This window comes from Citrobacter sp. Cb031 (genome assembly GCF_030336725.1).
GTDB classification, from domain to species: Bacteria; Pseudomonadota; Gammaproteobacteria; order Enterobacterales; family Enterobacteriaceae; genus Citrobacter; species Citrobacter braakii.
Genome location: NZ_JAOWDA010000025.1, coordinates 213,925 through 240,472, shown reverse-complemented (window position 1 = coordinate 240,472; position 26,548 = coordinate 213,925). Strand labels below are relative to the sequence as shown.

Below are 26,548 nucleotides of genomic sequence, written 5' to 3'. Positions count from 1 at the left end.
GAAACGCTCTGGACACGGTTGCGCACGAGACACTCACACGGGGCTGGCAGGCCGAACTGGATCTGCATTTCACCCGCACTGGGCACAACACGGTGCTCGCCTCGGCGCGTCATCATGGTCCATTGACGGTTCAGCGCCCGTTTTACCCGGAAGAGGACGTCTGCCACCTCTATTTGCTTCATCCACCCGCGGGGATCGTCGGCGGGGATGAACTACACATTGCCGTAACTCTCAACGAAAACAGCCATGCGTTAATCACCCAGCCCGGCGCGGGAAAGTTTTATCGCAGCGGTGGGCCGCAGGCGTTGCTGCGCCAACATTTCACGCTCGCCCCGCACGCCACGCTGGAGTGGCTCCCCCAGGATACGATCCTCTTTCCTGGCGCCAACGCCACTATCCAGTCCGTCTTTCACATCGCGTCGGAGAGTCGACTGCTGGCCTGGGATCTGCTGTGCCTCGGGCGACCAGTTATGCAGGAGTCCTTCAGCCACGGCTCGCTGCAAAACCGTCTGGAAGTGTGGCGAAATGGGCAGCCGCTGCTGATAGAGCGCTTGCAGTTGCAGAAGGGGGAGCTGAGCGGCGTCGCGCACCATCCGTGGGTCGGCACGTTGCTGTGTTATCCGGCCACTGAAAACATGCTGGAAGGCACGCGCGAGCGGCTGACGCCGCTTGGCGATTACGCCGGGGCAACGCTTAACGACTCACTGCTGACGATCCGCTTTCTTGCCGACGACAACCTGATTGTTCAGCGCGTTATGCGAGACATTTGGCAATTTCTGCGCCCGCTTTTGACACACAAACCGCCCGTACTACCGCGAATCTGGCAAACCTAAGAGACCCCGTATGGAACTGACCCCCAGAGAAAAAGACAAGCTGTTGCTGTTTACCGCCGCGCTGGTGGCAGAACGTCGCCTGGCCCGCGGGCTGAAGCTGAACTATCCGGAATCGGTGGCGCTAATTAGCGCTTTCATCATGGAAGGGGCACGCGATGGTCAAACCGTGGCCTCGCTGATGGAAGACGGGCGTCACGTCCTGCGCCGCGATCAGGTGATGGAAGGCGTTCCGGAGATGATCCCAGATATTCAGGTTGAAGCGACGTTTCCGGACGGATCAAAGCTGGTCACCATCCACAACCCGATCGTTTAAGGAGCGGCAATGATCCCAGGTGAATATCAGATAGCCAAAGGCAATATCGCGCTCAATCAGGGGCGGGAAACCTGTACGATCGTGGTGGAAAATCATGGCGACAGACCCATCCAGGTGGGATCGCACTATCACTTTTCCGAGGTGAACCCGGCGCTGCGCTTTGACAGGAGTGCTGCACGCGGCTTTCGTCTAAACATTCCTGCGGGCACGGCGGTACGTTTTGAGCCGGGACAAAAACGCGAAGTCGAACTGGTGCGCGTCGCTGGCGCACAAAGGATCGTGGGTTTTCGCAGCGAAGTGATGGGGGCACTGGAGGCAAATGATGAGTGAAATTTCACGGCAGGCGTACGCCGACATGTTTGGCCCAACCACCGGCGATAAGGTACGCCTGGCGGATACCGAGCTGTGGATTGAGGTGGAAAAAGACTTCACCACCTACGGCGAAGAGGTCAAATTCGGCGGCGGGAAAGTGATCCGCGACGGCATGGGCCAGGGACAAATGCGCGCGCAAGCGTGTGTGGATCTGGTGATAACCAACGCGCTGATCGTCGATCACTGGGGGATCGTGAAAGCGGATATCGGCATCAAGGACGCCAGGATCTTCGCCATCGGCAAAGCGGGTAATCCTGATATTCAGCCCGACGTCACGATCCCGATCGGCGTGGGAACTGAAGTCATCGCCGGGGAAGGCAAGATCGTCACCGCGGGCGGCGTGGATACGCATATTCACTGGATCTGCCCACAGCAGGCACAGGAGGCGCTGGTTTCCGGCGTAACGACGATGATCGGCGGCGGCACCGGCCCGGCAGCAGGAACTAACGCCACCACCTGCACGCCGGGTCCGTGGTACATCGCGCGCATGCTGCAGGCAGCAGACGCCTTGCCGGTTAACATCGGTTTGCTGGGTAAAGGCAACGGCTCAAATCCTGACGCCCTGCGCGAGCAAATCACCGCGGGCGCCATTGGCCTGAAAATCCATGAAGATTGGGGCGCTACGCCAGCCGCCATCAACTGTTCCCTGGAAGTAGCAGAGGAGATGGATATCCAGGTGGCGCTGCACAGCGATACGCTCAATGAGTCGGGTTTCGTTGAAGATACGCTGGCGGCGATTGGCGATCGCACCATTCATACCTTCCACACCGAAGGCGCGGGCGGCGGCCATGCGCCAGATATCATCACCGCCTGCGCGCATCCGAATATTCTGCCCTCCTCCACTAACCCGACGCTGCCCTATACCGTCAACACCATCGACGAGCATCTCGACATGCTGATGGTTTGCCACCACCTCGATCCGGATATCGCCGAAGACGTGGCCTTTGCCGAATCACGCATTCGCCGGGAAACGATCGCTGCCGAAGATGTGCTGCATGACATTGGCGCGTTTTCCCTGACCTCGTCCGATTCACAGGCGATGGGTCGCGTGGGCGAAGTGATCCTGCGCACCTGGCAGGTGGCGCATCGCATGAAGGTTCAGCGTGGTCCGCTGGCAGAAGAAACAGGCGACAACGACAACCAGCGCGTTAAACGCTACGTCGCCAAATACACCATCAACCCGGCGCTAACCCACGGCATCGCCCACGAAGTTGGCTCCGTTGAGCCTGGCAAACTGGCCGATCTGGTGCTGTGGTCCCCAGCCTTTTTTGGCGTAAAACCAGCGACGATCGTAAAGGGCGGGATGATCGCCTGTGCGCCGATGGGCGATATCAACGCCTCGATCCCCACCCCGCAGCCGGTGCATTACCGCATGATGTTCGGCGCACTTGGCGCGGCGCGGCATCGTACTCGGCTGACCTTTATTTCGCAGGCCGCTAACGCGCAAAACATCCCGCAGCAGCTCAATTTGCAAAGCGCCATCGCCGTCGTCAAAGGCTGTCGGACGGTGAAAAAGGCCGACATGATCCACAACGGCCTGCAACCCAATATCACCGTCGATGCTCAGACTTATGAGGTGCGCATTGATGGCGAACTTATCACCAGCGAACCGGCAGACGTTTTGCCGATGGCGCAACGCTATTTCCTGTTTTGAGGAGTGACGATGATCTACCTGACCCAACGCCTTGACCACGCCCACCGCGTCACCGCAAGCGTCACGCTACCCATTGATATTCGAGTAAAAAGCCGTGCCAGAGTGACGCTGAACGACGGTCGCGAAGCCGGGCTAATGCTTCCGCGCGGTTTGCTGTTACGCAGTGGTGACCTGCTGACCAACGAAGATGGCAGCGAGGTGATCGAAGTGATCGCCGCGCCGGAGTCAGTTTCCGTGGTGCGCTGCGCCGATCCTTTCCTGCTCGCCAAAGCCTGTTATCACCTCGGCAATCGCCACGTTCCGCTGCAAATTCTGCCGGATGAGTTGCGCTACCATCACGATCATGTGCTGGACGCCATGTTGCGCCAGTTCAGCCTGGAGGTGACGTTTGCTCAACTACCGTTTGAACCGGAAGCAGGCGCTTATGCCAGTGAATCACACGGGCATCATCACGCCCATGCGCACTGATGCATAACATCCAACAGCTGCGTCTGATGCAGCTCGCCAGCAGCGCTCTCCCGGTGGGGTCGTTTACCTGGTCCCAGGGTCTGGAGTGGGCGGTTGAAATCGGCTGGGTGAAAAGCGCCGATGACTTCTCTGACTGGCAAATCCAGCAGATGGAGCAGAACTTCTTTACCGTCGACCTACCGCTACTGGCGAGACTGTATCGCGCCTGCGAGCAGGACGATCTCGCTGCAGCACGCCGCTGGAGCGCTTACCTGTTGGCCTGCCGGGAAACCCGCGAACTACGGGATGAAGAACGCAGTCGGGGCGCGGCGTTTACACGGCTGGTCACCGACTGGGAAGCAGATTGCTCGCGGGAGTGGCGTGCGCTCTTTGTCGACAGCCAACTCTGCGGTATGGCCTGGCTGGGTGTGCGCTGGAAAATCCCCCTGACCGAGCTGGCGTTAAGCCTCGGCTACAGCTGGATTGAAAGCGCAGTGATGGCTGGCGTCAAACTGGTCCCTTTTGGGCAGCAGGCGGCCCAGCGTTTGATCATTGCGCTCTGCAACCGGTATGCACAAGGTCTGGCACAGGCGCTGGCGTGTCCTGACGCCAGCCTCGGCTCCGCAACGCCGTTGGCGGCCATCGCATCTGCCCGGCATGAAACCCAATATTCCAGATTATTCCGCTCCTGAGGAGAAAAAATGAGTAACAACAAGCATCCCCTGCGCGTGGGCGTTGGCGGCCCGGTTGGCTCCGGCAAAACGGCGCTGCTGGAAGCGTTATGCAAATCCATGCGCAGCAGCTATCAACTGGCGGTGGTAACCAACGATATCTATACCAAAGAAGATCAGCGCATTCTCACCGAAGCAGGCGCACTGGCGCCAGACAGGATCGTCGGCGTGGAAACCGGCGGTTGCCCGCATACCGCTATCCGTGAAGATGCGTCGATGAATCTGGCCGCCGTAGAGGCGTTGAGCGAGAAATTCGGCAATCTGGATCTGATTTTTGTGGAAAGCGGCGGCGATAACCTGAGCGCCACCTTCAGCCCGGAATTAGCGGATCTGACGATCTATGTGATCGACGTTGCCGAAGGTGAGAAGATCCCGCGTAAGGGTGGCCCGGGGATCACCAAATCTGATTTTCTGGTGATCAATAAAACCGATCTGGCCCCTTACGTGGGCGCCTCGCTGGAGGTGATGGAGCGCGATACCCTACGCATGCGCGGCGAGCGTCCGTGGACGTTTAGTAATTTAAAATCCGGAGAAGGTCTGGAAAAAATTATCGCGTTTCTGGAAGAGAAAGGGATGCTGCGGGAGTAGAGTATTGCCCGGTGGCGCTACGCTTACCGGGCCTACAATATTATGTGCTTATGCCGCCGGTAATTCCGCCAGCGGCCAGCGAGGACGCACGGTCACGCCAAGATCCGCCGTTGCACCCGCTTTAAAACGCACCATGCCCGCGTAGGCGATCATCGCCCCGTTATCGGTGCAAAATTCCGGACGCGCGTAAAACACTTCGCCACGACGCTTTTGCATCATCTCGGCCAGTTTTGCGCGCAGCGTACGGTTAGCGCTCACGCCCCCCGCCATCACCAGACGTTTAAAACCGGTTTGATCCAGCGCGCGTTTACACTTGATCATCAGCGTATCAACCACAGCATCTTCAAACGCACGAGCGATATCTGCACGCGTCTGATCGTCATTTTCATTATTACGAATGGTATTCGCGGCGAAGGTTTTCAGGCCGGAGAAGCTGAAATCCAGACCCGGACGGTCGGTCATCGGGCGCGGGAAGACAAAGCGTTTTTCAACGCCTTGCGATGCAAGCTTTGACAGCATTGGGCCGCCAGGATAATCCAGCCCCAGCAGCTTGGCCGTTTTATCGAACGCTTCACCAGCGGCATCATCTATCGATTCACCCAGCAATTCATACTGCCCAATACCGGTGACGCTGATCAGTTGCGTGTGACCGCCGGAAACCAGCAGCGCAACGAACGGGAAAGCAGGGGGATTATCTTCCAGCATCGGCGCCAGCAGATGCCCTTCCATATGGTGTACAGGAATTGCCGGTACGCCCCAGGCGAACGCCAGCGAACGTCCTACGGTTGCGCCGACCAGCAGCGCGCCAACCAGACCAGGACCTGCGGTATACGCCACCGCATCAATCTCTTTTGCCGTCAGTCCCGCTTCTTTCAGCGCGGCCTGGATCAGCGGTACGGTTTTACGTACGTGATCGCGCGAGGCCAGTTCTGGCACTACGCCGCCGTAGTCAGCGTGTAATTTCACCTGACTATACAATTGGTTGGCTAAAAGACCTTTTTCATCGTCGTAAATGGCGATGCCGGTTTCATCGCAGGATGTTTCAATACCCAGTACACGCATGACTTGTTTTACCTCGCTCTATTACCGCGCAGTGTAGGACCAATGCGGGTTGATGTAAAACTTTGTTCGCCCCAGGAGTTCCGCTCGTGTATACTCCTTATCCTTATAAAAGTCCCTTTCAAAATCGCGTCGGTGCTTTACAAAGCAGCAGCAATTGCAGTAAAATTCCGCACCATTTTGAAATAAGCTGGCGTTGATGCCAGCGGCAAACCGAATTTATAAAGGTGAGAGTTACATGCCGGTAATTAAAGTACGTGAAAACGAGCCGTTCGACGTAGCACTGCGTCGCTTCAAGCGTTCATGCGAAAAAGCAGGTGTTCTGGCGGAAGTTCGTCGTCGTGAGTTCTATGAAAAACCGACTACTGAACGTAAGCGCGCTAAAGCTTCTGCTGTGAAACGTCACGCGAAGAAACTGGCTCGCGAAAACGCACGCCGTACTCGTCTGTACTAATCCATTGAGAGCCAAGGCTCTCAATTCAGACAGAGTTGTAGTTGTAAGGCCGTGCTTCCGGAAGGAATGCGCGGCTTGTTTTCGTTTATACGCGTCATCATTCAAGCTGCCTCTGCGTTGGCTGCAGTCGTTCCCTCCAGTCACGTACTGATGTACGCTCCTGAGGATTCGCTCCCTTGCCGTCTTGAAGCATCTTGAATGATTTTGTGTATATAAGTCATAAAAAAATAAACGGGGCATATGGCTGGACGAATTCCACGCGTATTTATAAATGACCTGCTGGCAAGAACCGACATTGTCGATCTCATCGACGCGCGGGTAAAGCTGAAGAAGCAGGGCAAAAATTATCACGCGTGCTGTCCGTTCCATAACGAAAAAACCCCCTCTTTCACCGTAAACGGTGAGAAACAGTTTTATCACTGCTTTGGGTGTGGCGCACATGGCAACGCCGTCGACTTTCTCATGAACTACGACAAGCTCGAGTTTGTGGAAACCGTCGAAGAACTGGCCGCAATGCACAACCTTGAAGTGCCCTATGAAGCAGGCAGTGGCCCTAGTCAGATAGAGCGCCATCAACGGCAAAGCCTTTATCAATTGATGGACGGCCTGAACACTTTTTATCAACAGTCTTTGATGCAACCCGCCGCTACCCCCGCGCGCCAGTACCTGGAAAAGCGAGGATTAAGTAGCGACGTGATCACCCGTTTTGCTATTGGTTTTGCGCCCCCCGGCTGGGACAACGTCCTGAAACGGTTTGGCGGCAATGCTGAGAATCGTAAATCGCTGGTCGATGCGGGAATGTTGGTCACCAACGATCAGGGACGCAGTTACGATCGCTTCCGCGAACGGGTGATGTTCCCCATCCGCGACAAACGTGGGCGAGTCATTGGTTTTGGTGGACGCGTGCTGGGCGATGCCCTGCCGAAGTATCTCAACTCCCCGGAAACCGATATTTTCCATAAAGGTCGCCAGCTGTATGGCCTTTATGAAGCCCAGCAGGATAACGCCGATCCGCAGCGCCTGTTAGTGGTAGAAGGCTATATGGATGTGGTGGCGCTGGCGCAATACGGCATTAACTACGCTGTGGCATCCCTTGGGACGTCAACCACCGCCGATCACATCCAGTTGTTGTTCCGCGCGACGAACAACGTAATTTGCTGTTACGACGGTGACCGTGCCGGACGCGACGCAGCATGGCGCGCGCTGGAAACCGCACTGCCCTATATGACAGACGGACGCCAGCTACGCTTTATGTTTTTACCTGACGGCGAAGACCCCGATACGCTGGTGCGTAAAGAAGGGAAAGAGGCCTTTGAAGCCCGGATGGAGAAGGCGCTGCCACTCTCAGCGTTTTTATTTAACAGCCTGTTGCCGCAGGTGGATTTGAGTACCCCGGACGGACGCGCACAGCTCAGCACGCTGGCATTACCGCTGATTACTCAGGTACCAGGCGAAACGTTGCGCATTTATCTGCGACAGGAGTTGGGAAACAAGCTTGGCATTCTCGATGACAGTCAGCTTGAACGTTTAATGCCAAAACTGGCAGAAAATGGGGCTTCCCGCCCTGTTCCACAGCTAAAACGTACGACCATGCGTATACTTATAGGGTTACTGGTACAGAACCCGGGGCTCGCCCCGCTGGTTCCACCGTTAGGCGCACTGGATAGCAATAAGCTGCCTGGACTTGGCTTATTCAGAGAACTGGTCAACACTTGTCTGGCTCAGCCAGGTCTGACCACCGGACAACTTTTAGAACACTATCGTGGCACAAATGATGCTGCGACCCTTGAAAAACTGTCGATGTGGGACGATATAGCAGATAAAGATATCGCAGAAAAAACCTTCACCGACTCACTCAACCATATGTTTGATTCGATGCTTGAGCTGCGCCAGGAAGAGTTGATAGCTCGTGAGCGCACACACGGTTTAAGCAGCGAAGAACGCCGGGAACTCTGGACGCTGAATCAGGAACTGGCCAAGAAATAACAGAAAGACAAAAGTATTTAACGGCTTAACTGCCGAATATCGCTCGGGAAGCCCCCGACAGCCGCACGGAGAGGCAGCGGCAAAATATAAGTATGCCCTCGTTTTGCCGTTGGCGGTTTTACCGCCCAACACCAATCAAACGAATTAAGTGTGGATACCGTCTTATGGAGCAAAACCCGCAGTCACAGCTGAAGCTACTTGTCCAACGTGGTAAGGAGCAAGGCTATCTGACCTATGCCGAGGTCAATGACCATCTGCCGGAAGATATCGTCGATTCAGATCAAATCGAAGACATCATCCAAATGATCAATGACATGGGTATTCAGGTGATGGAAGAAGCACCTGATGCCGATGATCTGCTGCTTGCTGAAACCTCCAACAGCACCGATGAAGACGCGGAAGAAGCGGCTGCCCAGGTTCTGTCCAGCGTTGAGTCTGAAATCGGTCGTACAACTGACCCGGTCCGCATGTACATGCGTGAAATGGGTACCGTTGAACTGTTAACCCGTGAAGGCGAAATCGACATCGCTAAACGCATCGAAGACGGGATTAACCAGGTTCAATGCTCCGTTGCCGAATACCCGGAAGCCATCACCTACCTGCTTGAGCAATACGATCGTGTAGAAGCTGAAGAAGCGCGTCTTTCCGATCTGATCACCGGCTTTGTCGATCCGAACGCGGAAGAAGACATGGCGCCAACGGCGACACACGTCGGTTCTGAGCTCTCTCAGGAAGAGATGGATGACGATGCAGACGAAGATGAAGAAGATGACGACGACAGCAGCGATGACGACAACAGCATCGACCCTGAATTAGCGCGTGAAAAATTCGGTGAACTGCGTACTCAGTACGAAATCACTCGCGACACCATCAAAGCGAAAGGCCGCAGCCATGCTGCCGCGCAGGAAGAAATTCAGAAGCTGTCTGAAGTGTTCAAACAGTTCCGCCTGGTGCCGAAGCAGTTCGACTACCTGGTAAATAGCATGCGCGTCATGATGGACCGCGTGCGTACTCAGGAACGTCTGATCATGAAGCTCTGCGTTGAGCAGTGCAAAATGCCGAAGAAAAACTTCATCACCCTGTTCACTGGCAACGAAACCAGCGAAACCTGGTTCAACGCGGCAATCGCGATGAACAAACCGTGGTCTGAAAAACTGCACGACGTGGCAGATGATGTTCACCGCGGACTGCAGAAACTGCAGCAGATTGAAGAAGAAACCGGCCTGACCATCGAGCAGGTTAAAGACATCAACCGTCGCATGTCCATCGGTGAAGCGAAAGCCCGCCGTGCGAAAAAAGAGATGGTTGAAGCGAACTTGCGTCTGGTTATCTCTATCGCCAAGAAATACACCAACCGTGGTCTGCAGTTCCTGGATTTGATTCAGGAAGGTAACATCGGTCTGATGAAAGCGGTTGATAAGTTTGAATACCGTCGTGGTTACAAGTTCTCTACCTATGCAACCTGGTGGATCCGTCAGGCGATCACCCGCTCGATCGCGGATCAGGCACGTACCATCCGTATCCCGGTACATATGATTGAGACCATCAACAAGCTCAACCGTATCTCCCGTCAGATGCTGCAAGAGATGGGCCGCGAGCCGACGCCGGAAGAGCTGGCTGAACGCATGCTGATGCCGGAAGACAAGATCCGTAAAGTGCTGAAGATCGCTAAAGAGCCTATCTCCATGGAAACGCCGATCGGCGACGATGAAGATTCGCATCTGGGTGATTTCATCGAGGATACCACCCTCGAGCTGCCGCTGGATTCTGCTACCACCGAGAGCCTGCGTGCCGCAACGCACGACGTTCTGGCTGGCCTGACCGCCCGTGAAGCAAAAGTTCTGCGTATGCGTTTCGGTATCGATATGAATACCGACCACACGCTGGAAGAAGTCGGTAAACAGTTCGACGTTACCCGCGAACGTATCCGTCAGATCGAAGCGAAAGCGCTGCGTAAACTGCGCCACCCGAGCCGCTCTGAAGTGCTGCGTAGCTTCCTCGACGATTAATCTCGCCGCATAAGCATAAACGCCACCGCAAGGTGGCGTTTTTCTTTATAGTCCCCGCCTGGCCAGGGCGTCATTCACTTCCTGATACGCCTCCACCAGTTTATCCAGCGTAATCCGGCTTAATCCGCTGGGATTCGGCAAAACCCATATTTTCGTCGCGCCAATAGTCAGCGTTTGTTTTCCCCACTGTGCCCCACGCTGGCTGAGGCCCTGCTCAAATGCCTGCTTCCCAAGGATTGCGAGTGCAGCAGGCTGATACTCCTCTATTTTCTCAATGAGCTTACGGCCGCCGTTACGCATCTCCTGTAGCTTCACTTCATTGGCTTGCACCGTCGGTCTGTCGACAAATTTAGTCACGCCGCAACGGAAGTCCAGCAAGTGTTGTGCCTCTTCGGGTTTGAGCTGGCGATCGGTAAATCCCGCCTGATGGATGACCTTCCAGAAGCGATTAGCGGGATGTGCAAAGGGGAATCCTGTACCTGCGGAAGACAACCCCGGATTGATGCCGCAAAACACCACCCGCAGCCCCGGCGCCAGTATGTCCTTAACCATAATTACTCCCATCAATACATCAGAGGAACAAGTATAACGGACTGAAAATACATTGTTTATAAAAACAGCATCCGTACGCTTATGTCTGGATTGCAACGCGGAGTTACTTTATAATCCACCGCCACGGCCCCTTAGCTCAGTGGTTAGAGCAGGCGACTCATAATCGCTTGGTCGCTGGTTCAAGTCCAGCAGGGGCCACCACTTTTCAATAAGTTACGTGCAGTTCTTGATTCTATGGTTTTCTAGGATACCTATAGGATACCCCCGCAAAGTATTGGTGAGTAATTCTACAAGGCATCTGCAGTTACGGGTTTAGACAATCCAAGACTTGGTGATCTACATGGATAGCTTGCTTGACACGTTACAAAATGATTTAGAGCGAGCTCTCGCCCTACAGAACATCCTTTTGGATCGGGCAACAGGAAAGGGAGATGATGAGGTTGCATATAAGCAATTACGGCATTACTTCCTGAACTCTACCAGCCTAACCAACCATCTTCCTCAATTTGTCAGAACGTGTCGTTCACTTAGCCAATTCTGGCAATACATTAAACAAACAGAAAGTTACGCCCCTAGGCGTAAGATCATTTGGGATGAATTCCAACCTTTGCTTGACTTTTTAGAGCATAAAAATGCCTCACCATCAGATATTTTGATTACTGACGGACTCAAGAGCTATGATGAAGCCGGTGTTAACGATGCTTGGGCCAAAGCTTTAGAGCGAAGATTGCGAGATCCTGAAGGCGCAATCACCGCCGCGAGAAGTCTCGTAGAAACTGTTTGTAAGCACATATTAGATGATCTAAATGTTACTTACGATCGTAATACTGATATGAGTGAGCTATACAAATTAGTAGCAAAAGAGCTAAATCTTGCACCAGAGCAACATACAGAACAAATTTTTAAGCAAATTCTTGGTGGATGTTCTGCCATCGTAAATGGCCTTGGCACATTAAGAAATAGATTAGGAGATGCTCATGGCACAGGGAGAAAACCTACAAAAGCATCTGATAGGCATGCTTTACTTGCCGTAAACTTAGCAGGTAGTATGAGTGTTTTCCTCATACAGACATGGAAAAATAAAATAATATAAAAGAAGGTTATTCTTTCAGAACTATAGAAAGATGAGCATATCTATAAAAAAGGATTGTTTATGGAAAACATTCAATTTTCATTAGAGAAAGACGTAAACGACATATTCTTACAAAAATTACGAAAAGCTGGATTTAAAATCCCTAATAAATTAAACATATCGGGATTTGAATGTTATGCAAATATGATGTTTAGGTTGGTAGAACCTAGGCCTAGAACTATACATTTACCACAGAAAATAAAAATCCCTGCAGAGCATTTACGGGGTATTAACTTAATACTTAAAAAGTTCAAAATGGGTGCTAATGTGAACTCACATCAAAGCCGCCACATTAAGAATATTAATTTTCTGGATGCTTTTCTTCAAGACTTTGGTTTTCATCACTTCCATTTAGGCGAAAAGTATCAAAGCACTGGAAAAGATAGAGATCTAATAGTTCGAACTGGTTATGAGATAATCGCAAAAGTTGATGTAAATGATGTATACATCATCGGAGTTTATAAGCATTCAAAAAAAGAAAACTGTCACCTTTGGGCAAAAACAGAGCTATTAGAAATTTGTTATGAGAACTGGCCTCACTTACTTGATGCTTATGTCGTTCGTGGTGTTTTAGGTAATGATAAAGAGATTTCAGAAGAGGACAGGATAAAACTACGCGGTGCATATATAAATGTACCTATAAAACTTAAAAATGGAGTTCTGCTTTTTTCTCCAGGAGGCGGATTTACTGGCAATGGCATCAGTATAAACATGCGCCGTGAAATAAATAAACTGATGAATAAATTATATGTTTTCAAAAAACAGATCTTTGAGTCTTCGATTGAAATCCCTGGAAATAGTTTTTTCAAAGTAATATCTTTCGATATGGAGCACTTGTGTTTAGTTGAAGATAAGCAAAGAACCGTTATCTTGATAAAAGAGGGGAAAAACACATCCCACGTAATTAAATTCAACTTTGGACATGGCATCATAAAATACATGCCTCCACTGCATGCAAATTTAAACAAAACAACAGAAACCATTTTATCTTTATATATAATTAGCAGCCCACATTTTTTGAGTCCATTCCCATCAATTATTAACACTGAAAACAAATACATAGATAAAAATCAAATCCCATGAAAAGTATTTAATCGCTCTTTGTGGCTATCACTCATATCAAAAGCAAAATCCTCATGCTCTGCCTGGAAGGTACCGAACGCCATCAACGCTGCGACCGCAGGATCTATCTTGTTACCGGATTTCTTTTTGTTAGGCTTTATGTTGGCGTTAGCGTCGGACTCCATCACCACGTTACCCATCGCCCAGGACAGAACCGGATCGCCACGATGGCGTAATACCTTACGGTTAACAAACACCTCAAAAGATTTAGCCACCGGGCTGAACCGCAGATAAGTTTGCTGGAAAGGCTCCACATCGAGCCCCGCCCCCTGTAGCTGGGTACGCAGATGCGTCGCGTTCCACGTATCAAAGCCCACCAGCCGGATACTGAATTTTTCAGCGTCGCGCAGGATATCATCACGGATGCGGTCATAGTCGATACAGTCGCCGGGCGTGGTGCGTATCCAGCCCGCTTTCACCCACTGGCGGTAGATGGCGCGGTTTTTGTTAGCGACGTTAAGCAGCTGCGCTTCCGGCAGATAATGACGGGTAAGAAGTCGAATCTCCCTGTCGAACGGGAAAGCGTAACTTATACTGGTGATATCGCTGGTTGAGGACAGATCAAACCCGGCGTAACACTCCATTCCGGCCAGGTCTTCTTCAGCATAATCAAGTACGCAGGCATCCCATGCCCCGGCCCCCATCCACGGCGTGGATCCCTGACACCAGATATTGAAACGTTTGGTCAGCATTTCCACCCACTGTGACGGTATGCCCCGCGCTTTCTGGATGGTGGATTCCAGTTTCGCGGCGTCGACGGACACATGCAGGTTAGGGTTAGCCTTGATCCACATTTCCGGCTGTTCAACCTCGCTTTCGTCATCCAGCTCGTAGATCAGGACAAACAGAGAATCGTTGCTCTCTTCCCCGGCCAGAATCTGGCAGCAGTAGTCATAATGCTGTTTACAGGCGGAAACGACGTTACTCCCGGCAGTAGTGATGGCGAACAAAATCGCCTCAGGACGTGCGCCCATACCCAGCTCAAGCGCGGAATAAACGCCGTTATCCGGGTGAAGGTGGTACTCATCAACAATCGCCAGGCTGGGATTAGTCCCCTCAATGGTGGCCGCTTTCGCCGCCAGCGGTTTTAACAGGCTGTTGCTCTTCGGGAAAATGATCTTGTGCGCCTGAATATTGACGCGCTTTTTCAGCGGTTTTGACAGCAGGCACATCTGGCGGGCATCGTCGAACACGATACGAGCCTGATCCCGGCTCACCGCCGCCGTGTAAATATCCTGCTGGCCCTTCTCCATTATCAGAAACCAGTTAGCCAGCATGGCAGCTACGGTGGATTTGGCATTCTTGCGCGGTACTTCGATAAAAGCGCTGCTGTACTTCCGGCGACCTGACTCCCTGACTTTAAAGCCCAGCAGATTAGCGAAGGCGAACTGCTGCCACGGTTCCAGCGCGATAGGCTGGCCCCGCAGCGGTCCTTTAACGTGTGGACAGAGTCGGGAGAAGGCAATAAACCGTTCTACGGTCGCCGTATCGAACACATAACGGGGGTCATACAGGTCTGAAAAGTACCGGTTTACGGCCTGTTTCAGCCGTTTACAGGCCGGGATCTCCCCCAATTTTACAGCGTTTGCGTACTCATCCCAGACGGTCAAGCTCGTCCTCCTCTTCCGTTTCAACCGGATTACGGCGACGGCTTACCGGATCAAAACCCAACAGCGACGACATTTTAATGATAATTTTCTCAGCATCAGATTTGGCTTTCAGCGCCGGATTACTGGTTGTGGCCCCACGAGATCCTTCAACTGAAAACCCGCGCAGGGCAATATCTGCAACGGCTTTCCGGTACATGGAATAATTGACGCAATACAGCTCAAGGTTGTTCCAGTCCGCAGGGGTTAAATCCCCGCGCTCAGCCATCTGCTTTGCTTTTGTCTTCCACTGCTGTCCCGCGATTTCATCAAGATAGGCGGGTGGTTTGGGTGGTCTTGCCATAACTTATTCTTTCCTTAACTTACTGCTGTCAAAAAAATTACCGCGCATAAAAATTTGAGGGAGCGGGTGGTTCCTCGTCGGGAGGGGGTTGTCTCTGAAACCTCCCCCACCCCGTTCACGCTGACTCATGTATTCCTGTTCACTCATGAGCAACCTCATAGACCCAGTCATTGCGGCGCTGCGCTGCTTCTTCCTGTTCCCGGAACAACCCGGCTTTACGCTGCTGCTTAGTTAGCGGGTCCGTCGCGGCTGTCTTGCGACCATGACAGGCAGCACATAACGGCTGGTGGTTACTGGCTGGCCAGAACAACACATCACCTTCGCCCTCAATAGGTATGATGTGATCGACGATAGTCGCCTGCTTATAGACGCCAGCATTATGGCAGTGGGCGCATAGTGGATTAGCCTTCAGAAAGAGGAGCCGGTATTCTCCCCATCGATTGGAGTAACCGCGTTCTGTGCGTGTTCCTCGTCGGCTATCACTCTGCCGTTGTGCATTCCGTTTGTGTTCATCACATTTGCCGGACTTTACCCGTTTATTACATCCGGGCTCTGTACAGCGTCGTAAGGGTTGCCATGGCATTTAATACACTCCTGGTTCCCGGTAGTAGTTCCACAATGACGAAGTGCTAAAGGGAAGCTCGGACGTTTTTTCCGCCGCTATTTCCCGGTGCTCATACCAGTGACCGACCAGTAGCAGACACCCGACCTTCAGCGCAGGATTAAACTCGAGTCCGTCATCAAAACGCCTGCCGATATGTTTCTGGCAAATCTCCAGCGCGGCGACGATATACCCGTTTATCAGGGCGTTCTCATCATCCCCGTCGATGCGGCAATGCAGTTTTACTTCTTCCAGAGTTATTAATTCAGCCATTGGCCACGCCTCCTTTACAAAGGAGTTCAATACTTGTGCGGTTGTTATCCGGGAGGGCCGCCTCTATACCGTAAATATCACCACTGACTGCGGGTGAAAGATATTTCACCCTGTGTCCCTGCTTAACATCACTGCGATAGCGTATCCATATTCTGACTGTGGCCTCAGAGGACAACGAACCGGTAGCCAGAAGCTCCCGGCCAGAGATACCTTTTACCTCAGCCCAGATCGTGGCGTAGTCAACCCAGCGTTTTATCGGTTCCCCCAATGGCCCCTGACTTTGTTCATAGCGCTGCAGCGTTATACGATGTTTTAATCCTCCGGCTCTCATTCACTACCTTCCTTACTTTCATTGCTTATCTTCACTTCCTGTTTCCAGGCCTGGCTGAATTCGTCCCCACCTTCACGTGGCGACATGCCCTCACGTTCACGGGCTTCATTCGGATTCATAATCCCGTTTTTAATACCGCGTTCGTAAGTGGCGTAGCGTTCGGTTGGTGTGGCGCGGAGAAGGTCAGCAGAATCGAACTCAACCTGGTAACGGGTACCGGATGCAGGACGGGCCACCAGCAAAGCGGATTTGATTTGTTGTTCGAAATTCGCCAGCCAGGGACGCATGGTCATTGTGAGAAATGCGCGACTCGCTTCGCTGAAGTTGCTGTAGGTACTGTTGCTGTATTCCTGAAGAAAGATCGGAGAAACATTAAACATACGGGCAATGTCTTCAATGGAAAAACGCCGGGAAGCCAGCCATTCAGCATCCTGATTACTCATGCCCAATTTTTCGTAATCCATTCCTCCTTCAAGAATGGGCGTTTTCCCGGCATTTCGTGCACCCTTGTACCGCTCCAGTGCATCCAGTGCTTTTTTGCCGTTCACGCCGTCAAGCCAGTCTTTTGCTTTGACAATGCCCGCCGCCATCATGCCTTCTTTCATGATGTTAGCGCCGTGGCGCTGCTGGGCCAGTCCAAGACCCAGCGCTTCCCGGCAGATGGTTATCGGTGAGCGCCCCAGAAAACCATCGTCCGTGGCATAACGCAGATGCAGAATCTCTTCCTGAAGATAAGTTCGGGTGATTCCGGTAAAGGGTTCAGTAATGGTGTATTTGTAACGGTGTCCGGACAGACGCTCCGGTACTACGGCCCCCGGTGCATAGGGATGCAGTGATTCAGGCTGTCCGTCACGGCCCCAGCGGATCACCGCATAAGCGTTACCGTTCAGCAGACAGTGGCGCATCATCGTACGCTTGAACTGGTAAGGCGTCTGGCAGTCGTTCGGCTGCTCGTTCAGCAGAAAATCTACTGGGTGATTGCTCAGCCACTCCCGCGCCTCACGCCCTTTATCATTCGTTACCCGGTAGAGATAACAGGGCATAGTTGCCACTGCTTCACTGATGACCGATACGGCGTTCATGACAGCCGGCAGAGATTCCGCCGTCCCCGCAGATACATATTCGCCGGATCCGGTATTAGGTATGCCCGCCATCGCCAGCCATTCATCGATGGCCATGCTGCGTTGTTCTGCCTTACGGCTGAAAGGCCAGAGACTCCACATATCAGACCTCCACCAGTTCGGCCCAGCGTCGGCGGTTATCACCCACCCGGCGTAACTCCGGATGCTGGGAAAAAAGCGAGCGGTGTGCAATTTCCACGCCGGACTCCGGGTAAGCAGGCAGAGAAGTGATCGTAATTTCACGCAGTTCAGCAGCGGTGACGGTACGCAGATAAGGCGACTGGGTAATATCCCAGTTCTCTTTCAATGCCCGGAATCCAAACGACATGCCTTCTATATCGCCCCGTTCCACCAGCTCCAGCACATCATTACCTAACTGTGTATTGGGTGGCGTCAGTTCAAATCGCAGACCCGTATCATCTTCCGACAGTATCAGCGTGCCGGATTTGGTACGCCCCAGCAGTTGCGTATAGTCATGTTCAAATAAACAGCGCACATCATTACCGGAGGTGAGATAGCCGGAAAATGCCCCCGGCGTAAACTGTTCGCGGAATTCGTCCCAGATGATTTCTGACAGGCTGTTCCAGCGCACCGCATAGCCCACCAGCCTGCGCTCTTTGGCGATGAGTTCTGAGGTGCGGATTTCAAAATTAACGGTATCCATAACGGACTCCATAAAGACCAGAAAGGGGCCGAAGCCCCTGTGAATTATTTGGTGGATGAAGCGGAGATTTCGAGCAGCTTGATGGCGCCGGAATCAACCACACCACCGCCCAGGTATTTATCCGTATGAATTTTGATAAAGCCCGGTTCGGTGATGTTATCCGGGCGGGTGCGGGTGCCTGTCTCATGGTCAACGATGAAATAGCCACGTTTAAAGTCGCCAACACCGATCAGGTCGTCCGGCATGGTTTCGAGATATTCAACCGGGAGGCCCAGCAGCGTATCCGGATCACCTGCCTGTAAACGGTCGCGCCAGATGTAATCCCCGTTACCGTTTTTCAGTTTCTGAACGGAGGCCGCCGTGGTGGAGTTCATCACCCATACGGCATTTTTGCGGTACTTCGCACGAAGTTTAAATTTCAGGTCAATCAGAAAATCCGCATTAAGTACACTCACGGTGACCTTCTGGATTGTGCCGAACGGACGTGTTTTGTCACCGTCCGGGCTAAGTGGGTAAGAGAGAAAACCCTTCGCTTTTTTCACGCCGTCTCCGGATGCCAGATCCGCTTCTTCGGTATCGACGAAAGCATCGCCAATTTCAGAGGACAGCCAGCCCATGATATCCACACCAGAAAAATCGATAATTTCCTGCGTGGTCTTCGGATAGGTGTAAACCGGGAACAGGCGGATACTGACTTCTTCCAGTTTCGGCGTGGTTGTCTCACCACGGGCTTTTCCTTCCTCGCCGTGGTTCACCCCCGCTCCGCCCACAGAGACAAGCTGTTTAAACTCGTTACTGCCGATTTTTTTCACAGTGCAGATTTTGCGCATAACGGACTCATCGTTAAGCTGCTGCATAATCTGTTTGTTAAGTTCGGGAATAACGGTATAGCCGCCATCTTCCGGAATACCTGTGGACAGGCTGCGGGCTTCCCCGGTCAGAATGTAGGTACGTAGTTCGTCGTTGCTTACGCCGTTATCGTTCACCGGGTGGCCTGGCTGGTTGCGTTCTTCACTGGCGATAGCTTCATAGCGGCTGATGTCAGTATCGAGTGTCTGAGCGCGGGTGCAGAGTTCATCAAACTGCGTGCCTTCCTCATCGGTCAGGGTGCGTTTTTCACTGTCGGCTTTTTCAAGCAGGGTACGCATCTGCGTTTTGAGTTCGGTTTTTTGCTGGCGTAATTCGAGTAATTTCTTCATGGAGTGGTTTCCGTAACAATTAATGTTAAGACGTGAAACCAGCGCTTTAAGGGATGTCCACCCGGAGAGAAAACCGCGGATCTGCCGGAAGAACCGGGTGGACAGTGGCGGCTCACGTCTGAGGGCCACTCTTCAAGATATACATGAAAAACATAAAGAAAAGCCCCTCTTGAGTAAGAGGGAAGAACGAGTAGAATCAGGTATAAATAATTTACAATTTTTTCCAGATTGATACGGGTGCATGAATGCAGGGATATAAAGAGCTTTTGGAATCCTTACAAAAAATGACCGACGTTCGGTTGAATATCGCAATATTGCTAACTTGCTTAGCCATCATGTTCTTCTCCACTCCGGAACATTTCATATTAGACCCTGTGCCTAAATTGATCCCTCAAAGTTTAATTTTAATTACTTCAATTCGCTTAGTGTTTTCTGTCATAAACACCATACATACAATCATATCTAAAAGAATAGAAAAACAAAAAAACAAAGAGCAAGCACTCCGTGAAAAAGAGGAAAAAGAGCGAGAAAATAAATTACTACAAGACAAAGTCAATGCTTCCATTAACGAACTGGATGTTTATCAACTATATATCATAAAAAAATTAATTGGGAAAAATAACACATCCCATGCGAAAGGCGCTACAATATTTTCTTTATGCAATCAAAAAATAACCTATGTTGTTGCTACAGGTGAACATTCTCAGAGTTTAGCGCTAACAAGCGTCGCAAAAGAGATTCTAGAGAAAAGATACAAAAATAACATTTCTCAACTGGAAAAAAATGCTGCAGCAAGAGCATTTAATGCAATGGCAGAAAAAGAAATATCTTTTTTTAAATTACTTTTAGAACATGATGTTATAAAGACATCATGGAATGGCCATGATAGAAGAACACATTACACACCAAGTCATTATATTTTTAAAGAATATAGTGAATCTATTATCTTTGAACAACCACAAAAAGGTTACGAATATACTTTAAACCCTATATTAAAAGATATACTTGAAAAGTATTGATAGATAACTACCTGTAAGAGATTGTTTTATTCGAATGCCACATTTAATTATGATGATGGCATTTTTCCCCTAAGGCTCTGCAAATATTGAATGAGCGCATCAAGTTGTCCAAGATTAGTGGCAAGTATCTCTTCTGATAAGGTACTTCGAACAAAATCATGATGATCGATCCAGAAGAAAGCACCATCGGCGAGAGCCTGTTTATACTCTGCCGTCGACATTTCGCTTATGTCTCTGAGGCCATACAGCTCGTAGTGTTCTTTGATATCCTGAAAAGTAATTGGCATCCCCACCCCTGTAAAAAATAAAAAAATATGTGTTTAAGTGTTCACCCCTTCACCCTTGGGAATTTTTATAACAAATTCATATTGTTAAGTGGTGTACACTTTCCTTTTTAGTATTCACTAGTGTTCACCCTACCCTTCACCTATCAGGCTAAAAAACAATCAAAAGGTGAACAGGTGAATACTTGGTGAATACTTCATAAATAAGTGTTCACCCCTTAACACCATGTAATAGATAGATTTTTTTACAAGGTGAATACTGGTGAACACTTTATCTATAACTTTGCACTTCCTAGGTATTATCAGCAGTACCTGAACATAATGGCAACCAGTCGTCTGAATCGTCGTGCAGCGTAACATTTGACCTGATACCACGCTTCGTCTTTCGCTTCTGGTACTCCTTACCATACTCAGCCATTGCGCCAGGCATATCCGTACCGAAACGCATCAATGATACTGGCTTGTTCAAACCATTGGCCCTCATGTACGCCAGATACGCGTGATACAGGTATTTACGCGGGCTGAAGGGCACTATCTCAGCGTTGCCGATAAACATACCGTCACATACTACCGACGCCATCAGGTAGCCGCAGAAATCCACCAGCGAATCACCTTCACGTTTAATCGCTAAAGCCTCTTCTGATTTCTGCTGTTCATACAATAGCCGCCTGGCTTCGTCCTGGTCTGCAAAGCGTGTAAGCAGATGACGAATAACTACCGCCAGTTCCCCTTCTATTTTCTCAGCCAGCATCGGATCACGTTCGTTCTCCGGTACGACTTCGGTGAAGTTGAATATCACACGTCTGCGCGATATCCCACCACTGCGATCACTAAAGGTCATAGCATTGTTATTAACAGCCATCACCACCGCCTGTATCCGTGTCGAGTACGGCGCTTTATGTTTCGGGTCGATGGAAACCTTATCACCACCTGTAATAGCCTTAATCCCAGCACCATCTCCAGCATAACGGGTCATATCCGGCATGATAATCAGCGAGTAACCAACCACCAGAGCGCGATCTCTCGCATCCTCCAGAGCCTTCATACTGGCCGACACCGTATTAGCCTTACCCGCCAGCATAGTGCAGATCTCCGCCATCACGCTTTTACCGCTACCACCCGGTCCCGTTATCTCCAGGAATAACTGCCAGTCGTATCTGTTCGCCAGCACCATAAACAACGCAGCCAACACACGATCTGTTTTACGGTCATTACTGGCCACGGAACGCCGGAGCCACTTCCAGAAATTAGGCGCGTGACTGGCTAAGGTTTCCCCTTCGGCTGGTGGACTGAAGGGTAATTCGCTTGAGATTAACAGCCAGTCAGTTTTACAGTGCTCGCGGAATTCTCCCGTCCGGGTATCAAATACCCCATTACTAAACCCAATCAGATTTCTGGCTGTTACGCCCATCACCGGGAGGCTTAACTTCATGGTTTCCACTGCCGATTTGATGCCGTTCTGCGAATAGGCCACCTCTGCATCGATGTAAATCTGCGCCATTTCACGCTGCAGCTCTTTATCGGGGAGAGGAATCCACACCACACCGTTATAGTGGTGTACGGTGTCCGAGTCGGCATGAATTGCCAGATCACCATCATAATGAGCCAGTAAAACTTCACCTCGCTGGCTGGCCACCATCTGATTTAATGCTGGTGCGACTCCGCTATGGTCTGGTTCGCGTTTCGTGACCGGGAGATCGACAACAACACTTTCCGTACGGATCCTCTCCAGATAATCATGCCAGTCCTCTGGCTGGCGGTCGGGAATCCCCTTGTATAGCTTGGCATCTTGCACTCCTGCCCGCGCCAGCTTCTCGCCAATGGCGTTTATCAGTCTCGGTTCAATAACTCCAGCAATATATACACGGGCGCTTCGGCGACCTTTATCAATAATTTGCAGGTTATCCAGTTCCGCCAGTTGCTTTGGCCCCAGCCAGACAGGGGGCGTTGTATCTTCGGCAATTTGTTTACCCAGGCCCTCTTCCCATCCCTTTGCATGAGCGTAAGCATCAGCCCCGGCAAAAATGATTGCCTCTGTAAATTTTTCCTTTGGCAGAAATTTTAAGTTCGGAGCTCGTTTCATTTGCCCGCTCTCTTAGCAGCAATTAAAGCCCGCAAATACTGAATTTTTTCTGCTGTGTTATTCGACTTGCACCATTCGCTGAACGTCTGTCGTTTTACCGGGCTGAACTCCCCTTTAAACCGTTCGACCGGGAAAACACACTCTCCGGAATACCCCTCCCTAATATATGTAATACGATTATCAGTGATCATTTTCACCGTTACCCGTTCACCCCGATTATCCTTGAAAATGTCGCCCGGAAAGATTTCAGGCCGAGTCTGGCCACCAGCAGTTAAGCTGTTAATTTTCTTTTTCATGGCGTTAGTCCTTTTTGACTGGCGTTACGCGATAACCGGCGCGTTCAAGGATGTGATCAAAGAGTGATGGCGTACCTATAATTTCATCCGGACGTAATACCGTATCTCCTTTAACTAAGCCGTTTTCAACGTAAAGCAAAATACGACCGGAAAAATTAGGGGAGACATGCAATGAGACATTCAGCATCGGGATTTGACTATCCATGAAACCCTCCCATCACATTCAATTCATAAGCACCGCTGGCGTACTGGTACAGAGAGCATTCAGAGCGAATCTTTGCGGCAAAGGTCAGATCCCATCGGGAGTACCATTCGCGGGCTTCTTCTTCGGTGTCGGCTGCAATGCGGATAACCACAGGTGTACAGATCTGCCCCTTCGGTATGCCGAGGAATAGCCATGTAAATTTGGGGTGAGTTTGGGTATGCTGTTTACCAGCCATAACTGTTACCTCAACTAACGGTTTGGTCAGAAGCCTGGTTAGTGTTCGCGCACTTCCGGGCTTCGCTGTTTTTAAAACTTGCTTCAAAAGCTGATGGTATATACCATCAGCATTCACTCTACACGACCGGTATATACCAATGCAAGAAAAAAAGCCTAAACGCGACTTTGACCGCTCGAGCAGCACAGCAAAAAACATACGCTTTGAAGATGAATTACTTGGACAAATCAACGAAGCAGCTGGCCCGGGACAGTTCAGCTCTTGGGTTAAAGAAGCCTGCCGGGAAAAGCTTCGCAAATTAGGTATTGAGCCAAAAGCCTGATTTTGACCACCAGCGCTGGGCCTGGTACCTTGTATACGCAATAAAATGTTGTAACTCTGGCGGCCCGGCATGGCCGCCTTTGTTTTATTTGCCATATCCAGCCCCTTAAACCGTCTGCGTTCTGCGGGTGGAATCCAGATAAGCATCCAGATCAGACTTGAAGTAAATGACCTTCCGACCGACCTTATGAAAGGGAATTTTTACCTTGCCAGTATGCGCCCAATTCGCCAGCGTCTGTGGGTTCACACCAAGGTGAGCTGCGGCCTCATTACGAGTGAGTCTTTTAGAATAATTCGATTCAACCAAATGCATAAGTAGCTCCGTGTATGTCTGGTTAGCAACGGAGCTACTATAATTTTTTGATTTTTTTCTATAAGGTGAGTACGTGATTATGGGGGTGAGGAGCTACTTCCCCCCCTCCCTCAAATATTTTTTTGCTGGCATATTCTGGTGGGATAACCAGATCTGAATTTTTGTTCTGTCTGGGTCTTGGTGGAGCCAGTTTTCCTTTTGTTATCCAATCTTTTAGCGTTTTTTCATCCACTTTATCTTCATAACGTATCAATAATTTTGAGATCATTTTTCTTTTTGAAAGTGCCGGATTATGTTTCCAGGTAGATTTCATAATTGCCACGATTTCATCATATAGGCGGTGTCGTGGGCCAGATGCCGCAATGCTACGCTGCTTAAATGCTGATCCCTCAGCAATTTCTTTATATATAATTTTCTGACAGCGCTCTTTTATATTTCTTCTTTCAATAACTAAAGCCATATCTTTCGCTAATGTAGTAAAATCATGAGCCTCCAATATAAAAAACACCTTGGCCAGTGTTTGCTCTTCAAAATCAGCATCATCCTTTGACGGTTTATCTTTGCGCATTTTTTGTAAAATAGACTTCAAATGCCCACGAGATATTCTGTTGATATCTTTTTTTAGTTCATTACCTAAGTCTCTTTTATAGTTAAATTGTAGATCTCCAAAATTTCTAGCAGTGCGCATGAAAACATCAACAAAATTTAGCCGTCCAGAATCTAAGTATTTTTCCAGGCTCATGATTTTTCCTCAGCATTGTTAGAATTCAGCAGATCAAATAAAAGCTTACGTTTATCTTCATCACTTAAATTTTCCATGACGGACAGTAACTGAGCATCTATTCCTCTTTTACTTTCCACCAAGCCAGCATATTCAAGAACAGCCCGTTCAACTCTGATAGCTGGCTCGAGTAGTTCATCAGCACCAAAATGAAGATAGCCCTGAGTAACATCTGCACTTCTCATCGTTCGGTGGTTCATTAGTCGCTTGAGGATATAACTACCAACGCCCACCAGCTCAGCGACAGTACCGAAAGTACGGCGGGCATCGTGCCATTTGAATGGGATTGGCTGGAGCAAATCAGGATTGGGGTCTGGGACGGTGGCGGCACTGATTCGATCAATTACATGGCGATATTCTTTAATGACTCCTTTAACTCCAGGAAACACTAAAGCCTCATTTCCGTTTTTCATTTTCAGTCGGCGCCGGAACAGATTCAGCAGAGTTTCAGTGATAGGCAGCTCGAGCGGATCGCCATTCTTGGTGGTATCTATCCAGAAATAACGACCGCCAATATTCACCCGATTCCAGGTTAGTTCAAATATTTCAGATTTACGCAGCCCGGTGAACATCGACATTTCTACAGCGTCACATATTGCGGCAGCTACATCGTCTCGTCCTTCTTCGGCCTTATCACGAACTACAGCGACGGCATTTAACCAACGAGCAAAGTCATGGGTGCGGATGCGCTCTGTCTTTCTGATCGTGCCATGCCACTGACGCTTTGTACTCAGCACCAGTGTTGGCGGGTCAGGTAACAGCGTTCTCCCTTCTTCATCACGATAATGATCATGTGCGAAACGATATACGGCGCGTAGAGCTCTGGCCCACAGGTCAGCCTGAGCTTTGCTACCGCTTCCTACCCCTGCCCTGAGCGTTTCTTTATCAGCGCCAAACCAGACTGAACCATCAGTTACTGCTTTGTGACGATGCTCAACACGATCACGCGAAATAGTAGCGAGGGACTGTTTCATCCAGTCGCCGGAGTAATTTTGCAAGATAGCGCGATATTGCTTTTCGGTTGTGGGTTTAAGGCGGTGGCCACGGTTCTTAATATAGGCATCCAGCGCATCAGCAAGCGTGACAGATGCCTTCTCATTGACACGCTTTTCCACATTAGGATTTTTCCCGGTGGTCGCTACGTCACCCAACATTTCGAGTGCCTTTGCCCTGGCATTATCAATAGTAAGATCCGGAAAACGGCCCAGCGTGGCCCGGATGAATTTTCCATTTCTCTTACGTGAGATACAGAAGCTTTTCACACCACTGGTGCCAATACGGATGCGCAGGCCATTAACGATGGTATCGCCGTACTCAACCTGGCCACGTTCGGCAGGTGGGAGGTTTTCGAGCTTAGTTTTCGTAAATTTGAATGTTTCCACAAACACTCCACACCAAGCGATCGGGGTATCCTGAAAATCGCTTGTTTTGCTCTAGGATACCTATAGGATACCGCAAAGGAGTATTTTAGAGTATTTCTGGTTATTTATACAGTATTTTCATATAAATTAAGTTACTGAAAATTATAGATAAGTATTTTCAGGTAAGAAGTTGCATTCTAACTCATAATCGCTTGGTCGCTGGTTCAAGTCCAGCAGGGGCCACCAAACACAGCAAGGG

Annotated in this window: 32 protein-coding genes and 1 tRNA gene; 15 read left to right on the top strand and 18 right to left on the bottom strand. The window is 50.4% G+C overall.

The annotated features are described in order from the left end of the window. Positions 1–8 precede the first annotated feature (8 nt). Genes OGV93_RS10950 through ureG form a run of 7 tightly spaced genes read left to right on the top strand, consistent with a single transcriptional unit; the run spans position 9 to position 4,938 of the window. Positions 9–833 carry an urease accessory protein UreD gene (locus tag OGV93_RS10950; protein WP_201287865.1) on the top strand — a complete coding sequence of 275 codons (825 nt, stop codon included), beginning with the start codon at positions 9–11 and terminating at the stop codon, positions 831–833. Positions 834–843: 10 nt separating this feature from the next. Then, positions 844–1,146 carry an urease subunit gamma gene (locus tag OGV93_RS10945; protein ID WP_181546880.1) on the top strand — a complete coding sequence of 101 codons (303 nt, stop codon included), beginning with the start codon at positions 844–846 and terminating at the stop codon, positions 1,144–1,146. A 9-nt stretch (positions 1,147–1,155) separates the two neighbouring features. Next, on the top strand, positions 1,156–1,476 hold the full coding sequence (locus tag OGV93_RS10940) for an urease subunit beta (RefSeq protein WP_210591689.1): 321 nt from the start codon (positions 1,156–1,158) through the stop codon (positions 1,474–1,476). After that, positions 1,469–3,172: an urease subunit alpha gene (gene ureC / locus OGV93_RS10935; protein WP_279265795.1), complete on the top strand. Its 1,704-nt coding sequence runs from the start codon at positions 1,469–1,471 to the stop codon at positions 3,170–3,172. The genes OGV93_RS10940 and ureC overlap by 8 nt, the downstream gene beginning before the upstream one ends. A 9-nt stretch (positions 3,173–3,181) precedes the next feature. Then, the gene (gene ureE / locus OGV93_RS10930) at positions 3,182–3,640 is read left to right on the top strand and encodes an urease accessory protein UreE (protein ID WP_103284245.1); all 459 of its coding nucleotides are present in this window, start codon (positions 3,182–3,184) and stop codon (positions 3,638–3,640) included. Next, the gene (locus OGV93_RS10925) at positions 3,640–4,311 is read left to right on the top strand and encodes an urease accessory protein UreF (RefSeq protein WP_016154546.1); all 672 of its coding nucleotides are present in this window, start codon (positions 3,640–3,642) and stop codon (positions 4,309–4,311) included. Before ureE ends, OGV93_RS10925 begins: the two co-directional genes overlap by 1 nt. A 9-nt stretch (positions 4,312–4,320) precedes the next feature. Further along, complete coding sequence (gene ureG / locus OGV93_RS10920; RefSeq protein ID WP_019077712.1) at positions 4,321–4,938, top strand: urease accessory protein UreG; 618 nt, start codon at positions 4,321–4,323, stop codon at positions 4,936–4,938. Between the two features lie 48 nt (positions 4,939–4,986). Here ureG and tsaD read toward each other — a convergent pair whose 3' ends face one another. Next, complete coding sequence (tsaD, locus tag OGV93_RS10915) at positions 4,987–6,000, bottom strand: tRNA (adenosine(37)-N6)-threonylcarbamoyltransferase complex transferase subunit TsaD (RefSeq protein WP_003024694.1); 1,014 nt, start codon at positions 5,998–6,000, stop codon at positions 4,987–4,989. Positions 6,001–6,235: 235 nt separating this feature from the next. Here tsaD and rpsU point away from each other — a divergent pair, with 235 nt between their 5' ends. The 3 genes from rpsU (at position 6,236) to rpoD (ending at position 10,446) form a co-directional block, all read left to right on the top strand. After that, positions 6,236–6,451, top strand: a complete 216-nt coding sequence (rpsU, locus tag OGV93_RS10910; RefSeq protein ID WP_001144069.1) for a 30S ribosomal protein S21 — start codon at positions 6,236–6,238, stop codon at positions 6,449–6,451. A 240-nt stretch (positions 6,452–6,691) separates the two neighbouring features. Continuing rightward, on the top strand, positions 6,692–8,437 hold the full coding sequence (dnaG, locus tag OGV93_RS10905) for a DNA primase (protein WP_046276250.1): 1,746 nt from the start codon (positions 6,692–6,694) through the stop codon (positions 8,435–8,437). Positions 8,438–8,601: 164 nt separating this feature from the next. Beyond that, the gene (gene rpoD, locus OGV93_RS10900) at positions 8,602–10,446 is read left to right on the top strand and encodes an RNA polymerase sigma factor RpoD (RefSeq protein WP_016154549.1); all 1,845 of its coding nucleotides are present in this window, start codon (positions 8,602–8,604) and stop codon (positions 10,444–10,446) included. Between the two features lie 45 nt (positions 10,447–10,491). Here the strand turns inward: rpoD and mug are convergent, their stop codons facing one another. Continuing rightward, positions 10,492–10,998 carry a G/U mismatch-specific DNA glycosylase gene (mug, locus tag OGV93_RS10895; RefSeq protein ID WP_047358660.1) on the bottom strand — a complete coding sequence of 169 codons (507 nt, stop codon included), beginning with the start codon at positions 10,996–10,998 and terminating at the stop codon, positions 10,492–10,494. Between the two features lie 125 nt (positions 10,999–11,123). Here mug and OGV93_RS10890 point away from each other — a divergent pair. The 3 genes from OGV93_RS10890 to OGV93_RS10880 all read left to right on the top strand — a co-directional run bounded on the left by OGV93_RS10890 (position 11,124) and on the right by OGV93_RS10880 (position 13,213). Beyond that, positions 11,124–11,199: transfer RNA gene (locus OGV93_RS10890), tRNA-Ile, on the top strand. Positions 11,200–11,338: 139 nt separating this feature from the next. Then, positions 11,339–12,091, top strand: a complete 753-nt coding sequence (locus OGV93_RS10885; RefSeq protein WP_181490948.1) for an abortive infection family protein — start codon at positions 11,339–11,341, stop codon at positions 12,089–12,091. Positions 12,092–12,151: 60 nt separating this feature from the next. Further along, the gene (locus tag OGV93_RS10880; protein WP_287109570.1) at positions 12,152–13,213 is read left to right on the top strand and encodes a hypothetical protein; all 1,062 of its coding nucleotides are present in this window, start codon (positions 12,152–12,154) and stop codon (positions 13,211–13,213) included. On the opposite strand, the gene OGV93_RS10875 is transcribed toward OGV93_RS10880, so the two are convergent. From OGV93_RS10875 to OGV93_RS10840, 8 genes are all read right to left on the bottom strand, one after another. Then, the gene (locus OGV93_RS10875) at positions 13,201–14,862 is read right to left on the bottom strand and encodes a terminase large subunit (RefSeq protein ID WP_200004661.1); all 1,662 of its coding nucleotides are present in this window, start codon (positions 14,860–14,862) and stop codon (positions 13,201–13,203) included. The genes OGV93_RS10880 and OGV93_RS10875 overlap by 13 nt on opposite strands. After that, entirely contained in the window at positions 14,846–15,202 is a 357-nt protein-coding gene (locus OGV93_RS10870; protein ID WP_071692247.1) for a phage terminase small subunit P27 family, read from the bottom strand. The genes OGV93_RS10875 and OGV93_RS10870 overlap by 17 nt, the downstream gene beginning before the upstream one ends. A gap of 139 nt (positions 15,203–15,341) precedes the next feature. Then, positions 15,342–15,785 carry an HNH endonuclease signature motif containing protein gene (locus OGV93_RS10865; protein ID WP_287109569.1) on the bottom strand — a complete coding sequence of 148 codons (444 nt, stop codon included), beginning with the start codon at positions 15,783–15,785 and terminating at the stop codon, positions 15,342–15,344. Continuing rightward, entirely contained in the window at positions 15,786–16,076 is a 291-nt protein-coding gene (locus OGV93_RS10860) for a head-tail connector protein (protein ID WP_001650759.1), read from the bottom strand. After that, positions 16,069–16,407, bottom strand: coding sequence for a phage head closure protein (locus OGV93_RS10855; protein ID WP_287109568.1), 339 nt, complete (start codon positions 16,405–16,407; stop codon positions 16,069–16,071). The genes OGV93_RS10860 and OGV93_RS10855 overlap by 8 nt, the downstream gene beginning before the upstream one ends. Continuing rightward, entirely contained in the window at positions 16,404–17,630 is a 1,227-nt protein-coding gene (locus OGV93_RS10850) for a phage portal protein (protein WP_287109567.1), read from the bottom strand. The genes OGV93_RS10855 and OGV93_RS10850 overlap by 4 nt, the downstream gene beginning before the upstream one ends. A 1-nt stretch (position 17,631) precedes the next feature. Further along, a complete protein-coding gene (locus tag OGV93_RS10845; protein ID WP_079773308.1) occupies positions 17,632–18,192 on the bottom strand; it encodes an HK97 family phage prohead protease in 561 nt (186 codons plus the stop codon). Between the two features lie 44 nt (positions 18,193–18,236). Next, positions 18,237–19,391, bottom strand: a complete 1,155-nt coding sequence (locus OGV93_RS10840) for a phage major capsid protein (RefSeq protein WP_287109566.1) — start codon at positions 19,389–19,391, stop codon at positions 18,237–18,239. A gap of 245 nt (positions 19,392–19,636) precedes the next feature. On the opposite strand from OGV93_RS10840, the gene OGV93_RS10835 reads away from it, so the two are divergent. Then, positions 19,637–20,410: a hypothetical protein gene (locus tag OGV93_RS10835; protein WP_287109565.1), complete on the top strand. Its 774-nt coding sequence runs from the start codon at positions 19,637–19,639 to the stop codon at positions 20,408–20,410. A 47-nt stretch (positions 20,411–20,457) separates the two neighbouring features. Here OGV93_RS10835 and OGV93_RS10830 read toward each other — a convergent pair whose 3' ends face one another. From OGV93_RS10830 to OGV93_RS10810, 5 genes are all read right to left on the bottom strand, one after another. Then, entirely contained in the window at positions 20,458–20,697 is a 240-nt protein-coding gene (locus OGV93_RS10830) for a hypothetical protein (protein ID WP_287109564.1), read from the bottom strand. A 289-nt stretch (positions 20,698–20,986) separates the two neighbouring features. Next, positions 20,987–22,777, bottom strand: a complete 1,791-nt coding sequence (locus tag OGV93_RS10825; protein ID WP_287109563.1) for a DNA primase family protein — start codon at positions 22,775–22,777, stop codon at positions 20,987–20,989. Continuing rightward, positions 22,774–23,073 carry a DUF4222 domain-containing protein gene (locus tag OGV93_RS10820; protein ID WP_287109562.1) on the bottom strand — a complete coding sequence of 100 codons (300 nt, stop codon included), beginning with the start codon at positions 23,071–23,073 and terminating at the stop codon, positions 22,774–22,776. The genes OGV93_RS10825 and OGV93_RS10820 overlap by 4 nt, the downstream gene beginning before the upstream one ends. 4 nt (positions 23,074–23,077) lie before the next feature. Continuing rightward, complete coding sequence (locus OGV93_RS10815) at positions 23,078–23,278, bottom strand: hypothetical protein (RefSeq protein WP_133086978.1); 201 nt, start codon at positions 23,276–23,278, stop codon at positions 23,078–23,080. Beyond that, the gene (locus OGV93_RS10810; RefSeq protein ID WP_270612988.1) at positions 23,271–23,513 is read right to left on the bottom strand and encodes a host cell division inhibitor Icd-like protein; all 243 of its coding nucleotides are present in this window, start codon (positions 23,511–23,513) and stop codon (positions 23,271–23,273) included. The genes OGV93_RS10815 and OGV93_RS10810 overlap by 8 nt, the downstream gene beginning before the upstream one ends. Before the next feature lie 139 nt (positions 23,514–23,652). Between OGV93_RS10810 and OGV93_RS10805 the strand changes: the two genes are divergently transcribed. Further along, positions 23,653–23,835, top strand: coding sequence for a DUF3950 domain-containing protein (locus OGV93_RS10805; protein WP_287109561.1), 183 nt, complete (start codon positions 23,653–23,655; stop codon positions 23,833–23,835). 105 nt (positions 23,836–23,940) lie between these two features. Here the strand turns inward: OGV93_RS10805 and OGV93_RS10800 are convergent, their stop codons facing one another. Genes OGV93_RS10800 through OGV93_RS10790 form a run of 3 tightly spaced genes read right to left on the bottom strand, consistent with a single transcriptional unit; the run spans position 23,941 to position 26,310 of the window. Further along, positions 23,941–24,147: a helix-turn-helix domain-containing protein gene (locus OGV93_RS10800; protein WP_064542224.1), complete on the bottom strand. Its 207-nt coding sequence runs from the start codon at positions 24,145–24,147 to the stop codon at positions 23,941–23,943. Positions 24,148–24,205: 58 nt separating this feature from the next. After that, positions 24,206–24,889, bottom strand: coding sequence for a hypothetical protein (locus OGV93_RS10795; RefSeq protein WP_287109560.1), 684 nt, complete (start codon positions 24,887–24,889; stop codon positions 24,206–24,208). Continuing rightward, positions 24,886–26,310: a site-specific integrase gene (locus tag OGV93_RS10790; RefSeq protein ID WP_287109559.1), complete on the bottom strand. Its 1,425-nt coding sequence runs from the start codon at positions 26,308–26,310 to the stop codon at positions 24,886–24,888. Before OGV93_RS10790 ends, OGV93_RS10795 begins: the two co-directional genes overlap by 4 nt. Between the last annotated feature and the right edge of the window lie 238 nt (positions 26,311–26,548).

Coding starts and splice junctions, on each gene's coding strand:
- OGV93_RS10820 (WP_287109562.1), bottom strand. CDS start 23,073: ATGAAAAAGAAAATTAACAGCTTAACTGCTGGTGGCCAGACTCGGCCT.
- OGV93_RS10835 (WP_287109565.1), top strand. CDS start 19,637: ATGCAGGGATATAAAGAGCTTTTGGAATCCTTACAAAAAATGACCGAC.
- OGV93_RS10795 (WP_287109560.1), bottom strand. CDS start 24,889: ATGAGCCTGGAAAAATACTTAGATTCTGGACGGCTAAATTTTGTTGAT.
- OGV93_RS10880 (WP_287109570.1), top strand. CDS start 12,152: ATGGAAAACATTCAATTTTCATTAGAGAAAGACGTAAACGACATATTC.
- OGV93_RS10825 (WP_287109563.1), bottom strand. CDS start 22,777: ATGAAACGAGCTCCGAACTTAAAATTTCTGCCAAAGGAAAAATTTACA.
- tsaD (WP_003024694.1), bottom strand. CDS start 6,000: ATGCGTGTACTGGGTATTGAAACATCCTGCGATGAAACCGGCATCGCC.
- ureE (WP_103284245.1), top strand. CDS start 3,182: ATGATCTACCTGACCCAACGCCTTGACCACGCCCACCGCGTCACCGCA.
- OGV93_RS10925 (WP_016154546.1), top strand. CDS start 3,640: ATGCATAACATCCAACAGCTGCGTCTGATGCAGCTCGCCAGCAGCGCT.
- OGV93_RS10865 (WP_287109569.1), bottom strand. CDS start 15,785: ATGCCATGGCAACCCTTACGACGCTGTACAGAGCCCGGATGTAATAAA.
- OGV93_RS10800 (WP_064542224.1), bottom strand. CDS start 24,147: ATGCATTTGGTTGAATCGAATTATTCTAAAAGACTCACTCGTAATGAG.
- OGV93_RS10945 (WP_181546880.1), top strand. CDS start 844: ATGGAACTGACCCCCAGAGAAAAAGACAAGCTGTTGCTGTTTACCGCC.
- OGV93_RS10845 (WP_079773308.1), bottom strand. CDS start 18,192: ATGGATACCGTTAATTTTGAAATCCGCACCTCAGAACTCATCGCCAAA.
- dnaG (WP_046276250.1), top strand. CDS start 6,692: ATGGCTGGACGAATTCCACGCGTATTTATAAATGACCTGCTGGCAAGA.
- mug (WP_047358660.1), bottom strand. CDS start 10,998: ATGGTTAAGGACATACTGGCGCCGGGGCTGCGGGTGGTGTTTTGCGGC.
- OGV93_RS10850 (WP_287109567.1), bottom strand. CDS start 17,630: ATGTGGAGTCTCTGGCCTTTCAGCCGTAAGGCAGAACAACGCAGCATG.
- OGV93_RS10830 (WP_287109564.1), bottom strand. CDS start 20,697: ATGCCAATTACTTTTCAGGATATCAAAGAACACTACGAGCTGTATGGC.
- OGV93_RS10860 (WP_001650759.1), bottom strand. CDS start 16,076: ATGGCTGAATTAATAACTCTGGAAGAAGTAAAACTGCATTGCCGCATC.
- rpsU (WP_001144069.1), top strand. CDS start 6,236: ATGCCGGTAATTAAAGTACGTGAAAACGAGCCGTTCGACGTAGCACTG.
- OGV93_RS10885 (WP_181490948.1), top strand. CDS start 11,339: ATGGATAGCTTGCTTGACACGTTACAAAATGATTTAGAGCGAGCTCTC.
- OGV93_RS10870 (WP_071692247.1), bottom strand. CDS start 15,202: ATGGCAAGACCACCCAAACCACCCGCCTATCTTGATGAAATCGCGGGA.
- OGV93_RS10840 (WP_287109566.1), bottom strand. CDS start 19,391: ATGAAGAAATTACTCGAATTACGCCAGCAAAAAACCGAACTCAAAACG.
- OGV93_RS10940 (WP_210591689.1), top strand. CDS start 1,156: ATGATCCCAGGTGAATATCAGATAGCCAAAGGCAATATCGCGCTCAAT.
- ureG (WP_019077712.1), top strand. CDS start 4,321: ATGAGTAACAACAAGCATCCCCTGCGCGTGGGCGTTGGCGGCCCGGTT.
- OGV93_RS10855 (WP_287109568.1), bottom strand. CDS start 16,407: ATGAGAGCCGGAGGATTAAAACATCGTATAACGCTGCAGCGCTATGAA.
- OGV93_RS10805 (WP_287109561.1), top strand. CDS start 23,653: ATGCAAGAAAAAAAGCCTAAACGCGACTTTGACCGCTCGAGCAGCACA.
- rpoD (WP_016154549.1), top strand. CDS start 8,602: ATGGAGCAAAACCCGCAGTCACAGCTGAAGCTACTTGTCCAACGTGGT.
- OGV93_RS10810 (WP_270612988.1), bottom strand. CDS start 23,513: ATGGCTGGTAAACAGCATACCCAAACTCACCCCAAATTTACATGGCTA.
- ureC (WP_279265795.1), top strand. CDS start 1,469: ATGAGTGAAATTTCACGGCAGGCGTACGCCGACATGTTTGGCCCAACC.
- OGV93_RS10815 (WP_133086978.1), bottom strand. CDS start 23,278: ATGGATAGTCAAATCCCGATGCTGAATGTCTCATTGCATGTCTCCCCT.